15 protein-coding genes are annotated in these 12,825 nt (G+C 65.4%); 8 read left to right on the top strand and 7 right to left on the bottom strand.

All coding sequences use genetic code 11. The features are described from left to right. Nucleotides 1–13 precede the first annotated feature (13 nt). Nucleotides 14–517 carry an SRPBCC family protein gene (locus QF047_RS00975; protein WP_307272937.1) on the top strand — a complete coding sequence of 168 codons (504 nt, stop codon included), beginning with the start codon at nt 14–16 and terminating at the stop codon, nt 515–517. A 66-nt stretch (nt 518–583) separates the two neighbouring features. On the opposite strand, the gene QF047_RS00970 is transcribed toward QF047_RS00975, so the two are convergent. Next, nucleotides 584–1,246 (bottom strand): zf-HC2 domain-containing protein, encoded by a 663-nt coding sequence (locus tag QF047_RS00970; RefSeq protein WP_307272935.1) that lies wholly within the window; start codon nt 1,244–1,246, stop codon nt 584–586. Further along, a complete protein-coding gene (locus tag QF047_RS00965) occupies nt 1,243–1,743 on the bottom strand; it encodes a sigma-70 family RNA polymerase sigma factor (protein ID WP_306636214.1) in 501 nt (166 codons plus the stop codon). Before QF047_RS00965 ends, QF047_RS00970 begins: the two co-directional genes overlap by 4 nt. Before the next feature lie 163 nt (nt 1,744–1,906). Here QF047_RS00965 and QF047_RS00960 point away from each other — a divergent pair, with 163 nt between their 5' ends. Then, the gene (locus tag QF047_RS00960; protein ID WP_306636215.1) at nt 1,907–2,467 is read left to right on the top strand and encodes a hypothetical protein; all 561 of its coding nucleotides are present in this window, start codon (nt 1,907–1,909) and stop codon (nt 2,465–2,467) included. A gap of 49 nt (nt 2,468–2,516) precedes the next feature. On the opposite strand, the gene QF047_RS00955 is transcribed toward QF047_RS00960, so the two are convergent. From QF047_RS00955 to QF047_RS00945, 3 genes are all read right to left on the bottom strand, one after another. Next, on the bottom strand, nt 2,517–3,275 hold the full coding sequence (locus QF047_RS00955) for a hypothetical protein (protein ID WP_307272929.1): 759 nt from the start codon (nt 3,273–3,275) through the stop codon (nt 2,517–2,519). Next, complete coding sequence (locus tag QF047_RS00950) at nt 3,268–3,846, bottom strand: RNA polymerase sigma factor (protein WP_307272926.1); 579 nt, start codon at nt 3,844–3,846, stop codon at nt 3,268–3,270. Before QF047_RS00950 ends, QF047_RS00955 begins: the two co-directional genes overlap by 8 nt. Before the next feature lie 205 nt (nt 3,847–4,051). Next, entirely contained in the window at nt 4,052–4,732 is a 681-nt protein-coding gene (locus tag QF047_RS00945; protein ID WP_307272923.1) for a protein tyrosine phosphatase, read from the bottom strand. A gap of 203 nt (nt 4,733–4,935) precedes the next feature. On the opposite strand from QF047_RS00945, the gene QF047_RS00940 reads away from it, so the two are divergent. After that, on the top strand, nt 4,936–5,544 hold the full coding sequence (locus QF047_RS00940) for a DUF5655 domain-containing protein (protein ID WP_307272921.1): 609 nt from the start codon (nt 4,936–4,938) through the stop codon (nt 5,542–5,544). Nucleotides 5,545–5,577: 33 nt separating this feature from the next. Here the strand turns inward: QF047_RS00940 and QF047_RS00935 are convergent, their stop codons facing one another. Together QF047_RS00935 and QF047_RS00930 are read right to left on the bottom strand one after the other, a co-directional pair. Continuing rightward, nucleotides 5,578–6,429, bottom strand: a complete 852-nt coding sequence (locus QF047_RS00935) for a hypothetical protein (protein WP_307272918.1) — start codon at nt 6,427–6,429, stop codon at nt 5,578–5,580. Between the two features lie 134 nt (nt 6,430–6,563). After that, nucleotides 6,564–7,655 carry a LacI family DNA-binding transcriptional regulator gene (locus QF047_RS00930; RefSeq protein ID WP_307272915.1) on the bottom strand — a complete coding sequence of 364 codons (1,092 nt, stop codon included), beginning with the start codon at nt 7,653–7,655 and terminating at the stop codon, nt 6,564–6,566. A 187-nt stretch (nt 7,656–7,842) separates the two neighbouring features. Here QF047_RS00930 and QF047_RS00925 point away from each other — a divergent pair, with 187 nt between their 5' ends. The 5 genes from QF047_RS00925 (at nt 7,843) to QF047_RS00905 (ending at nt 12,623) form a co-directional block, all read left to right on the top strand. Further along, entirely contained in the window at nt 7,843–8,703 is an 861-nt protein-coding gene (locus QF047_RS00925; protein WP_307281693.1) for an ABC transporter substrate-binding protein, read from the top strand. Nucleotides 8,704–8,808: 105 nt separating this feature from the next. Then, nucleotides 8,809–9,597, top strand: coding sequence for an amino acid ABC transporter permease (locus tag QF047_RS00920; RefSeq protein ID WP_307272913.1), 789 nt, complete (start codon nt 8,809–8,811; stop codon nt 9,595–9,597). Then, nucleotides 9,594–10,367: an amino acid ABC transporter ATP-binding protein gene (locus QF047_RS00915; RefSeq protein ID WP_307272911.1), complete on the top strand. Its 774-nt coding sequence runs from the start codon at nt 9,594–9,596 to the stop codon at nt 10,365–10,367. Before QF047_RS00920 ends, QF047_RS00915 begins: the two co-directional genes overlap by 4 nt. After that, complete coding sequence (locus tag QF047_RS00910) at nt 10,367–11,410, top strand: Gfo/Idh/MocA family oxidoreductase (protein WP_307272909.1); 1,044 nt, start codon at nt 10,367–10,369, stop codon at nt 11,408–11,410. The genes QF047_RS00915 and QF047_RS00910 overlap by 1 nt, the downstream gene beginning before the upstream one ends. Before the next feature lie 46 nt (nt 11,411–11,456). Continuing rightward, the gene (locus tag QF047_RS00905; RefSeq protein ID WP_307272906.1) at nt 11,457–12,623 is read left to right on the top strand and encodes an FAD-binding oxidoreductase; all 1,167 of its coding nucleotides are present in this window, start codon (nt 11,457–11,459) and stop codon (nt 12,621–12,623) included. Nucleotides 12,624–12,825: the final 202 nt, after the last annotated feature.

The raw sequence follows: 12,825 nt of genomic DNA, 5'->3' as shown, positions 1-12,825 counted from the left end.
ATAGGGTTGGACCATGCCCCAGGTACGCGCAGAACGCTTCATCCGCATGGACCCGGACACCGCTTTCGCCTTCTCCCAGACCACCGGCACCTTCCGGCTGAAGTGGGATCCTTTCATCTCCGGACAACAGTTCCTGGGCGGCGCCGCCAGCGCGGGCAAGGGCGTGCGCACACGCACCCGCTCGCGCCTCGGCCTGACGATGGTCAGTGAGTACGTCTCCTATGCTCCGCCCAAAAACGTCGGCATGACCATGGTGTCCGGCCCCTGGTTCTTCGAAAACTTTGGCGGCGGCTGGCGGTTCACAGCCGACGACGGCGGCACGCGGGCAGTCTGGAAGTACACCTTCTCCTGCCGCCCGGCATTGTTGCGGCCGGTGATGGAGCGGATCGGCCGCTGGCTGCTGGGGCGGGAAATCGAGAAACGGATTGAAGCCTTCGCCCGCGCCTGTGAAGACCCCGCCCTGGTTGCCGAGTTCCGGGCTCTGGAACCAGGCAAGGTGAACGGGAAGCAGCAGTAGCCCACGGCGCGTCCTTCAGGGCTCTGTACATTACGGCACAGTAAATTGCGGCTCAGTGACCAGAAATTACGGCACAGTGATCACGGCAACGGCTTGCTGCATGCCGTCCCGCAGTTCCACGCTGGAGATGCTGGCCAACTGGATGGGTGTTGCCCCGGTGACTTTGACCCGGCCGCTGGGCGTGGCCGTCCAGGCACAGGCGCGGTCCTCCCCGCCGGCACGGTCCCGGACCCACAGCGAAAGGGTGCCGTCGGCCGGGAGGCTGCTGCCGTTCACTGCCAGCTCCGTTCCCCAGGTTTTGCGGGCCAGGTCGATGCTGAACTGCAGGCCCCCGCCGGACTGGACCGAGTAGGTGGCGTCCGGCTGTGGGGCCCGGCCCAGCAGCGGACCTACGGCCAGGCCCACGGCGAGGCAGGCAGCGGCGACGGCGCCTGCCAGCGCCGCCCACCGGCGTCGTACTTTACGACGGCGGTGCGCCAGTTCGGCGAGGAGGGCCACCGGGGCCGCAGCTGTTGGCGCGGCAATCGGGGCTGACGGAACAACGGTAAGCGCCACCGCGTCCGGTACGGGAACGGCGTCCAGCAGTGCGGGCACCTTCTCCAGCCGGCCCAGTTCCCCCCGGCACTGCGCGCACTCACGAAGGTGGTCTTCAAAACTCTTAAGGTCCACGGCATCCAGCCCGCCCAGCAGGTAGGCGCCCAGCAGCTGGTGCGGTCCGGGAGCGCTCACCGGTCCACCCCCATCTCGTCCAGGATGGTCCGCAGGGCACGGACGGCATAGTACGCGCGGGATTTGACCGTTCCACTGGGAATATTCAACTGCACGGCGGCCTCGTTCACTGTGAAGCGGCGGTAGTGCAGGGCCACCAGGACGTCCCGGTGTTCCCTGGTGAGGCGGAGCAGTGCCTCCTCGATCAGCACGCGGTTCAACAGTTCGTCCACCCGCTCCACGGCTTCAGCGTGCCCGTTGAGCCCGTCCCCCAGCGCTTCGGCCGGGCGGTGTTGGGCGCGGCGGTAGTTGTCAATCATGATGTTCCTCGCGGTCCGGAACAGGTAGCTGCGGAGGCTGCCGTTGACCTCGGGCGCGTGCTGCCACACCCGGAGCACGGTTTCCTGGACCACGTCCTCGGCAAGTTGGGGGTCCCGGGAGGCGCTGAGCACAAAGCGGCGGAGTGCGGGGCCGTGGTCACGGTAAATGGACTCCACCACGTCTTCGTCAAGTGGCATTCCAGGACCTCCAGTCCCAGCCTCTGCACGGCTGTTCCGCGCTTCCCTGCTGGTACCACGTCCGCAGCCGGGTTTTGGTTCATCGTGAACCATTCTTCACCCTGGTGCGTCGTATCGGTTAGCGTCCGGCGATTGGCGCCGGGCACTACCGAAGGAGCAACCCATGAAACAGCATGTGTTTGGGGCAGGCCTGGCCATCTTGGCCCTGACAGCGGCCCTAAGCGGGTGCGCCGGCGGCAGCGGAACCACTCCTGCGGCCACCAGCCCCGCTGCTGCGGCAAGTTCACCTGCAGCGTCGGCACCCGCATCGTCTTCAGCAAAGGCATCCTCAACGGCGTCCTCAACGGCGAGTGCAGGCGTTGACCTTAAGACAGGATCCTCAAGTTTGGGCACCATCGTGGTGGACGCCAAAGGCATGAGCCTTTATTACTTCACCAAGGACGTCAAGGATTCAGGCACCAGTGCCTGCACGGGTGGATGCCTGACCGCGTGGCCGCCGCTCACCACCACTTCTGCCACACCCAAGGTCGAAGGGGTCACCGGGAAGGTAGGCACCATCACAACTCCGGAAGGCGCAAAGCAGGTGACCCTGAACGGGATGCCGCTGTACTACTTTGCCAAGGACACCAAGGCCGGCGACGTCCTGGGCCAGGGGGTCAACAATGTCTGGTACGTTGCCGATCCGGCCGGCGAAATGATCACGAAGATGCCTGCTGCCGGCTAGTCACCGTCGGCGTTTGAGGCGGGCTTGGGTGATGTCAGGAAAGGTGACGTCAGGGAAGCGGGACGGCCGGCAACGTCCCCGGCAGGGGAACCTGAGAAGGGACCGGCACCTCCGGTGGCTTGCCGAGGCCGTTGGCGATCTGCCCGGGAACTGCCCCGGGCAGGGTTTCTGAAGCGGGGACTTCCCCGGGCCTCCCCGGGGAAGTTTGCTGGCCATGGGCAGTCTCCGCCGCAGCAGGATGGTCCGACGGCGGCGTGGCCGTCGGGTGCGCGGCTGCGGCGGGGTCCGCCGGGATCGATGCCGGGTCCCCCGGTGCAGAGCCCGCGGGCACTGTGCCGGGGACCGTGGGAACAGGAGTGGAGGGCTGCCCCGCCTGATCGCTGGCGGGAGCTCCGGCGGAACCGGTGATAAAGGAGGTAAAAGCCTGGTTGAGCTGGGTAAACGAGTCACGGATGCCCTGGTCAGATGCTGCGGCAACGGCACCGCCGGCGCCGAGCGATACCGCTACGGACAGGGTGGTGAGGGCAATCCGGCGCTTGGCCCTGCGGGCCGCGAGTTCGTCACGGGGAGCCGGATTTGCCTGCACGGCGGGCACTGATGCTGCTTCGGCAGCGCGGGATGTGATGGCACCGGCGCCGTTGGCGCCTGCCATCAACGCCAGCAGTTCGGCAGAGGGCTGCGGCGCTGCTGTGCCCAGCGCCTGGAGCTCCAGGAGGACGGGGCGGAGCTGGCTGTCGCCGCCAAGCTCTGCTTCCAGCAGCAGCTGGTCCACTGCCGCGCCACGGTGCAGTCCTGCGGTGTCACTCATGGTTTGCCTGGTTTCTTTTGAGCGTCTGTGCCTTGAGGTTGTGAAGGGCCCTGCGTTGAAGCTGTTTGATGGCTCCCTCGCTTTTGCCCATAATGCCGGCTACCTGTTCGATGGACAGGTCCGCCACCACGCGCAGGGCCAGCACTTCCTGGTGTTCGTCGCTGAGCCCCTCCAGCAGTGCTTCGGCCGCGCCGTTCAGCTCCACTGCGTGGTCTTCCGCCGAGGGCGTGCTGCGGCGGTCCTCCTGCGGGTCGTAGGGAGTCAACCGGGGCCTGCATTCCAGCCGCCGGTAGTGGTCCACCATCCGGGCGTGGGCGATGGCGAACAGCAGTGACTTTGCGCCCTGCAGTCCGCCGCTGAGGCCGCTGATCTTGGGGAAGAAGGCCAGGAACACGTCCTGGGTGACCGCTTCGGGATCGTCCACGCCGCGTGCCTTGAGGTAACCCAGCACCGGGCCGGCGAAGGTCCGGTAGGCCACGCCGAAGAACGCTGCCGGGTCGGTTCCGGCGGCGTCGTCGAATATGTCGATCTGTTCTTGGGCCAAAGTGACTGGCACCAGCGGCTCCTCCATCCCGGGACGGGCAAGGCCTTTCCCGGTTTACGCGGCGGTCTGCGGGTCCCTCCCGGACTGCCCGGCTGCCTTCAGGCGGGCGGGCCCGGACTGCATGTCCGGGCGCCATTTCCGGGTGCGGGTGGTGATCTTGAAGATCGGGACTGCCTTACTGCGGGAAACGGAACTTGTCCCGTTTCCCGCAGTACACACTAGCTAAGCCCGCCTAGCGGACCGAAACGGAGGGTGCGTCCACAACGTGGCCGGCTTGGCCGGGAACGGCGGGAACTGCAGGTACGGCAGGAACTGCAGGCTCGCCGTCGACACCCGGGACCGCGGGGACTGCCGGAACAGCAGGCAGCTCAGGACGCTCCGCGTCAACAGCGGCAGAACCGGTTGCTTCGGCACCGGCCTGTGCGGCGGCGTCAGCCTGGGCCGCGACGTCGGTGCAGAAGGATTTGATGTTTGCCTCACCCTGCGCTGCGATGGCCAGCGAGGAGAAGCCCTCGGAGGAAGCGTTCAGGCCCCCGCTGGTGAACGCCGTGCAGAGGCCGAGGGATGCGGCGCCGGCTGCATCAACGGCGGTGCCGGCTGCAGCCGAGGCAGAGGCCTGGGCGGCGATGTTCTCGTCGGAAACGGTGGCGTCTCCGGCTGCTTCGGCGTCTGCATCAGCGGAGGCGTTGGCTGCAGTGTCCGCCGCGGCGTCCGCGGTGGCCTGGCCTTCGGTGGCTGCTTCTGTGGCGAGCTTCGGGGCCGGGGCGCCGAAGAGGTCGTGGGCGCTCTGCTGTGCTTCGGTGGGGAGAACACCGGAAACTGCAGCGGCCCCGGTTCCGCCGACGGCAAGGGTGCCGGCTGCGAGGACTCCGGCAGCGACTTTGCTGGTGGCGAGAACGGTGAACAACGACATGAGAAACTCCAAAACCTAGACAACGCTTTTAGTTCGGGCCCGGCGGGCGGACCCATCACCTCCTATATCGCAGGGGCAGGCGGAAAGGTTACGGCTGTGCAGAATCTTTTTTCGTAGCCCTCTGCAGCAGGCGTTGCCTGCACCGGCCAGGAGGCGCGTGCCGCCAGCCAGGAGGCGGGTCCGGCCGGCGCTACGATCGAGGCATGCCTACAACCCCCGAGCCGCAGAAAAAAGCCGGCACCTGGCAGCTGATGGTGGACAACAACAAGGCCCTCCTGGTCCGGAAGACCGGCCAGGACACGGCACATTGGGCCGGGAAGGCCCGCGCCGCCGGCATCCACAACGACGGTGAGCTCCGCCGCTGGATGCGCGACGAATTCGGTGTGACCGGCTACGCCCAATATGCAGTGTCCTGGGAAATGTTCGGCTACCCGGACTTTATGCTCCGCGACGCCGATGAACTGATCGACGGCCAGTACGCCAACCACCCGCATCTGAGGCCCATCGCCGATGCGCTCCTGGCGTGGGCCTCTGCCACTGACGGGGTGGGGATTCAGATGCGGAAGGGCTACGTGTCACTCCACAGCCGGCGGCGGAAGTTCGCCCAGGTCACCAGGACCACCAACAACGCAGTGGACGTGACCCTCCGGCTCGGCGCCGCTGTGCTGGATCCCCGTATGGAGGGCAGGATCGACACAGTCAAGACCCGCGCCGATGACCCGTTCATCCGCCGGGTCCGGCTCACGTCAGAGGACCAGGTGGACCACGAACTGCTGGAGATCCTGGCAGCCGCCCTGGATCAGAACAGCTGACGGGGCGCCGCTGCAGGCGCCCCGTCAACCTTCCTAGGCTTCGACCAGGTCGGAGCCGGTTTCCTCGAACTCCACCGCCGCTACGATCTCCTGCGTTTCAGGGTTGACCATAAAGGCCTCGTCATCCTCCTCGATCATCAGGAAGCCGCCGTGGTCCGTGGTGAAGTGCCAAGCGAGGGTCTTGCTGCCGCCGTGCAGGTAGTTGGGGTCGCCCAAGGTGATCTTGACCAGCTGGTACCCGGCGATGCTGCAGAGTTCGCGGATGATGATTTCGAAGCCGGGGGCGTTCTCCAGCGCCTCGGCGCCCGCCCGTGCCCGCCGCTCCGGCAGGTCCGGGATCTGCTCCACCAGCCGGTCGATGTACGCTCCGATTTCCTCGTCGTCCAGCACCAGCAGTTCGGGCTGGCTGCGGAGCCATGCCGCGTTGAGTGCGGTGATGTTTTCGCTCTCCAGCAGCTCCTCGAACTCGCCGTCGAGCTCCTCCATCCGGAGGACGCCGTCGGACGTTTCCTCAGTGTCGGCCAGGCCGCCGTCCAGGTAGTGCTCTTCGTCCTCCCCGGACAGGTCATCGAACGCTTCCACCGCGCGGTTGAAAAGGTCAAGGTGGGCTGTGGCGCCCATCCCCGCCATGCCCTCCCGGATCAGGGTGTCCGTTTCGGCCCGGTCGACGGCCGTGAACTCGTACTGGGCGAACCCTCCCTCGAGTGCCTGGGTGAGGTAGAAGTCCACAAAGTAGCTGCGCACGGCGGCTGGCGACATCTCCCCCGTGTGGAGCAGGGCAGTATGCATGGCATCGACGATGCTGACATTGGCTCCTACAACGTCCTCGTCATTGGATGCGATGCTGCTGCTGGTCAGGACGACGGGCTGCTGGCTGGTGATCATGGCAATCCTCACGGCTGATGGCGGGTGGTGCTCGAACGCTTTTCACGCTACGGCCGCCGGGTACCCAAGGCGTTAAGGGGCAAATGAACGTCAGGCGAAGTTTGCGGGGGAGGTGTGTTTCCCGGCAGGCAGCGCTACAGGCCGTCAGCCGTGGAAGCCGAACCCCCGCGCGCACCCACGGAGCCCCGCTTCACCAGGGTTGCGGAGAATTCAGGCCTGGCCGCCGGCGCCTTCCTGCCTTGGATCTGGCGGATAAGGGCATCGGCAGCGGCGACGCCCATCTCATACACGGGCTGCGCGATGACCGTCAGCGGAGGAGTGGTGAGCCGCGTCCAGGCGAAGTCGTCATACATCAGGAAGGAAACATCGTCCGGGATCGATAGGCCCAGGTCCTGGATTGCCTCCACCACGCTGAGCCCGATAAGGCCGTCCGAGGCAATGATCGCCGTAGCCGGATCAGGCTGCTGCAGCAGTTCACGGGTGATTTTTTTGATGGACTCCGGACTGCCGGCGTTGAGACGGACCAGGTCCTCGGGTTGGGGAAGATTCGCCTCCTGGAAGGCACGCTTCATGCCGTCCCGCCGCTCGGAAATCTGCGATGAGTCCAGCGGCAGGCCGGCGAAGTAGGGCTCGTCCGTTCGAACGGTGGAAATGAAGGCAATCCGGCGATGCCCTTCCTGAATCAGATGGCTGGTGGACTCGTACGAAATCCCTTCCATTTCGACGGCCACTGTGTCCACCTCCAGCCCGGCGGCCTTGCGGTCGAGGAGCACCAACGGCCGCCCCGACTTGTAAACGGCCTGCAGGTGCCCGGTATCAATCGACGAGGCCGGAGCGATAATCAGTCCATCGACACGCTTGTCCAGCAGCACCTTGACGGCGTCCACTTCCGCCGGAGTGTCCTCATCCGTGTTGACCAGGATGACGTTGAAGCCGCTCTTTTTTGCAGTATCAGAGATCCCCCTGGTCGCCAGGCCAAAATGCGGATTTTCGATGTCGCCCACCACCACGCCGATGGTGTTCGATTTCCCCGTGTTCATGCTGCGTGCGAGTTCGTTCGGACGGTAGTTCAGCTCTTCCGCAGCGGCCAGTACACGTTCACGTACATCGTCACTGACGGCGCCGTAATTCCCCAGCGCACGGGCTGCCTGGGCCTTGGATACCTGCGCGGTTTTGGCGACGTCGGCGACGGTGACGTCGCGCCGCCGTGAACCATCAGTACTCATTTCGGCCTTTCTCGTCGGGCTTGACGCCCTTTTGTGGCTTGCGTTACATTTCTATCAATCGGTGTGAGTCCGGTCTCAATCGTAGGGACTGAGACCGGACTCAGCAAGAGGCACCGGCCAAGCATTACCACCACGGCGGATCTAGATCCTCCATCTCCCGCTTCTCATGATTGGAAAACTCGCTGTGATTACCCGAAAAATTTTCCGTCCCGCAACGGCCGTTGCTGCCGCCGTTGCCGCGGTCCTGGCACTGTCTGCATGCGGCGCCTCATCCCCGGCTTCATCCACGTCAGCCGAAAACCCGTACGGCCTGATTCGACCCGGAACCATCCGCGTGGCCAGCCTGGGAGACTCCAAGCCGTACACGTTCACCGACGCCCAGGGTAAGTTCACGGGCTTCGACGTCGAACTTTTCACAGACGTGGCCCACCGGGCCGGTGTAGACAATGTGGTCTTCACCGGGCAGGACTTCTCCGGACTGCTCTCCGCGGTTGCGAACGGACAATTCGACGCCGGCGTTGCCGCGATCGGCATCACGGACAAGCGCAAGGAAACTGTCGACTTCTCCGACGGATACCTCGCCGGATACCTGACCATCATCACCACCAAGTCCTCTGGCATCAGCGGCCCCGAAGGGCTTTCCGGAAAGCGCCTTGGCGTTGTCCAGGGAACACTTCAGGAAGCCTACGCCGTCAAGAACTTCACCAGCGCGAGCCTCGTCCGGTTCCCGGACAACAACACTGCAATCTCCGCGGTCAACAGCGGTGCAGTCGACGCACACTTCCTTGACTACGAGGCCGCCAAGTCCTACCAGGAACAGTTCGGGCTTGTCAGCGCCGCGGACATCCCCTCCTTCGACGCTCCCGCCGGCTTCGCCATCGCCAAGGGCAAGACCGAGTTCAAGGAGGCGCTGAACGACGGCCTGGCGGAAGCCATGGAGGACGGCACCTGGAAGAAGCTCTACCAGAAATGGTTCCCGGGCTCGCCGATGCCCGAGCACTACCTCCCCAAGGCTGAGCAAACGTCCAGCACGGCGCCCAGCAAGTAACCCTCCCAAGGTTGCGGGGGCGGCCGGCCGCCGGACTTACTGCCGGCATGCCGCCCCCGTTCCACCAGCTTCCCTCCATCAGCTAACAAACGTCTGAGAGCAACCATGGACTGGCTCAACACCATCATCCGCACGTTCTTCGACTTCGGTGCAATGGCCGAAGTCCTGCCCCAGCTTCTGGCCGTGGGCCTCCTTAACACCCTCATCATCTCCGTCGCGGCCACAATAATCGGTGTCGTGCTCGGGATGATCGTTGCGGTTATGGGCATCTCACCCTCCCGGTGGTTGCGTATCCCGGCCCGCATCTACACGGACCTGTTCCGGGGCCTGCCGGCCATCCTGACCATCCTGCTGATTGGCCAGGGCTTCGCCCGGCTGAGCCAGTCCATCTTCGGCCCCTCGCCATACCCGTTGGGCATCATCGCCTTGAGCCTGATCGCCAGCGCCTACATTGGCGAAATCTTCCGCGCCGGTATCCAGAGCGTGGACAAGGGCCAGGGCGAGGCCTGCCGCGCCCTGGGCATGAGCTATGGCAAATCCATGGCCCTCGTGGTCATTCCCCAAGGCATCCGCCGGGTACTGCCGGCCCTCGTGAACCAGTTCATCGCCATCGTGAAAGACTCCTCGCTCGTCTACTTCCTCGGACTCCTGGTCAGCGAGCGCGAACTCTTCCGCGTAGGCCAGGACGCGGCAGTTCTTTCCGGGAACCTGTCCCCGCTGGTCATGGCCGGCGTCTTCTACCTCATCATCACCGTGCCGCTCACGCACCTGGTGAACTACTTCGACAGCCGCTTCCGGGCAGGAAAGCGCCGGCCCACGGCCCCGTCCAGCGGCCTCAACGAAGTCAAGGAACTCGACGCGGCCTCGCCGCTTACTACCGGGAGCAACACATGATCACCAGCACCAGCGCCAACCCCACCGCTGACATCCAGACCTTCCATGGATCCAGCCTGGAACTCAAGAACCTGACCATGGCGTATGGGGATATCGAGGTCCTCCGCAACGTGAGCCTCACGGTAGCTCCTGGCACCACCACCTGCATCATCGGACCCTCCGGTTCCGGCAAGTCCACGCTCCTGAGGGGAGTCAACAGGCTGCATGAGCCCAAAAGCGGGGACGTGGTCCTGGCAGGCGAGAGTGCACTGAAGGTCAACCCCGACATCCTGCGCAGCCGGATCGGGATGGTGTTCCAGCACTTCAACCTCTTCCCGGACCACACAGCCCTGGAGAACGTCGCCCTTGCTCTGTGGAGCGTCAAGAAGATGTCCAAGGCAGAAGCCCGGGAACGTGCACGCCGCCGCCTGGCCGAAGTGGGCCTCGCCGAACGCGCGGACCACCGCCCCCGGGACCTTTCCGGCGGGCAGCAGCAGCGCGTCGCCATCGCCCGCGCCCTCGCCATGGAACCGGAGGTGATGCTCTTCGACGAGGCCACCAGCGCCCTGGACCCCGAGCTCGTGAAGGGCGTCCTGACCCTTATGGCATCCCTCGCCAAGCGGGGTATGACCATGGTGGTGGTCACGCACGAGATGGGCTTTGCCCGGAAGGTCGCCGACCAGGTGGTCTTTATGGATGAGGGGGAAGTGGTTGAAGCGGGCACGCCGGCGGAGATCTTCGACAACCCCAAGAGTGAGCGACTCCAGCGCTTCCTCTCTGAGGTGCTGTGATGGGAGCAGCAGCGAGTGCCCCCATCCGTACCGCCGTCGTCGGTTTTGGAATTTCCGGACGGGTCTTTCACGCACCGCTGATCGAGGCAGACCCCTCCTTTTCCCTTGATGTGATTGTCACGGCTGATCCGGAGCGCGCTGCCGCGGCCGCTGCCCGCTACCCGAAAGCCAGGATCGTCCCAACAGCCGACGCCATGTTCGCGCTGGCCGCGGATCTTGACCTGGTGGTCCTGGGAACCCCTCCCGTCACCCATTTCGACCATGCCGCCCGGGCGATCGCCCACAGGCTCCACGTAGTGGTGGATAAGCCGTTCGTCACTGCCTCAAGCCACGGGGAGGAACTCGTGGCCAAAGCTGCCGACGCCGGCGTGCAGCTGACGGTCTTCCAGAACCGCCGTTGGGACGCCGATTTCCTGACCCTGAAAAAGCTCCTGGCTGCCGGCGCACTGGGTGAAGTGCGGAGTTTCGAGTCAAGGTTCGAGTGGTGGCGGCCGGAGGGTTTCGGCAACTGGCGCGACTCAGCCACCACCGCAGAGGGCGGCGGCATCCTGCACGACCTGGGCGCGCACCTCGTTGACCAGGCGGTCCAGCTTTTCGGACCCGTGGCGCGCAGCTACGGCGAAACGGCACACCACTCACCAGAGCCGGAGGCGGCTGAGACGGAAGCCTTTGTCTCGCTGCTGCATGAGTCCGGGGTCCGCACCCGGCTGTGGATGAACGGCATGGCGGCCCAAGGGGGCCCCCGGTTCCACGTCCTCGGCTCGAAGGCCGGCTACACCAAGTGGGGCCTGGACAGCCAGGAAGCTGCGCTCGACGCCGGGCTGCCGCCGTCGGATGCCGCCTACGGCGTGGACCCCCAGGAGTCTTGGGGGCTTCTGGGCGTCGATGGCGAATCATCAGCCGTGCCCGCCGAACGCGGGGCCTATCCCCAGTTCTACCGGCTCCTCGCCGAAGCCCTCCTAAACGGCGCGCCGCTCCCCGTCGAGCCGGGCGACGCCGTCGAAGTCTTGAAAGTCATTGAAGAAATCCATGCACTCGCCTGACGCACCTGTCACGGCACATCTTCCGATAAAGGAAAGCGAGTCCCCCATGTCCTCCACTGCCCCCGCCAGGAAAGTCGCCGTCATCGGTGGCGGAATCCTTGGTGTTTCCACGGCCGTCCACCTCCTCCGCGAGGGCGCTTCCGTAGTCCTCCTGACCGAAGCGGGCCTCACCAGCGAGGCCTCCGGCCGGTCGCTCTCGTGGCTGAACTCTGCGGGCGAACGCTCCACGCCCTACCACCAGCTCCGCATGGCAGGAGTGGACCGCTACCGGACCTTGTTTGCCGCGGACCCGTCGCGTGAATGGCTCCAGTTCGGCGGCGGCCTGATGTGGAACCCGGCCGGCCAGGCGGAGGCCACGGCTACCCGTCACCAGTACGAGCTGAACAAGGGCTACGATTCCAAGCTGCTGGCACCGGCGGAGATCGCATCGGTTGCTCCCGGAGTGGACGCCTCCGCGGTTCCCGAGAATGCGATCTTCAACCCCGGCGAAGGCTGGGTGAGCCTTCCGGACCTGGTGGAATTCCTGATGGCGGAGTTCCACGAACTGGGTGGCGAACTGGTCCTCAACGCCGGAAAGGCTTCGGTAGTGCTCGACGGCGGCCGTGCTGCCGGCGTCCAGGTCGCCTCCGGTGCGGTGCATGAAGCCGACGCCGTCCTCGTGGCCTGTGGCGCCGCGACCCCCTCGGTCGTTGCCCCCCTCGGAGTGGAAATCCCCAACGGTTCACCGGTGTCGATGCTGGTTATCACCAAACCCACGGACCACGGCCTGGTTCCTGTGCTGAACACGCCCCGTGCCGCTGTCCGGCCCAACCCCGGAAACACCCTTGCCCTGGACCATGACTGGTACGAGGAAAACATCACCGAGCACGCGGACGGAACCTTCAGCATTCCGGATGAAGTGGTGCAGGAACTGGCCGACGAAGCCTCCCAGCTCATCGCAGGCAACCCGGAGCTCAAGCCGGCTTCCTGGAAGATCGGCTACAAGCCCATTCCTGGCGACGGAGAGCCTGTCTTCGGTGAACTGGAGAAGGTGCCTGGATGCTTCGTGGCGTTCACGCACTCGGGGGCCACGCTCGGACTGATCGCCGGCGAACTGCTGGCCAGTGAAATCCTCACCGGGTCCCGCCACCCGATGCTGGAGACCTTCCGGCCGGAGCGGTTCGCGCAGCCTGCCAACAACCAGCCTGCCAACACCGGGTCGCCCATCCGCTAATCCCCCCACGCGAAGTGCGCGGCCGCGGCCGTGGTGCGCTGTTGATTCCCGACGGCAGCACCACGGCCGTTCTGTTCAGGCCCTGTCTGTCCTGCCTTCCGCCCTCGGGGACCCGCGGCACGCCCTCCCCCGCAGGCGAACTAAGATGGATCAGATAACCAACCACCGGCCCCGCCCCCGCCGCGGCCTGTTGAAAGTAGCG

This window comes from Arthrobacter sp. W4I7 (assembly GCF_030816215.1).
GTDB lineage: Bacteria > Actinomycetota > Actinomycetes > Actinomycetales > Micrococcaceae > Arthrobacter > Arthrobacter siccitolerans_A.
Note: the sequence above shows the minus strand (reverse complement) of the source record. Positions and strands in the feature narration are given on the sequence as shown.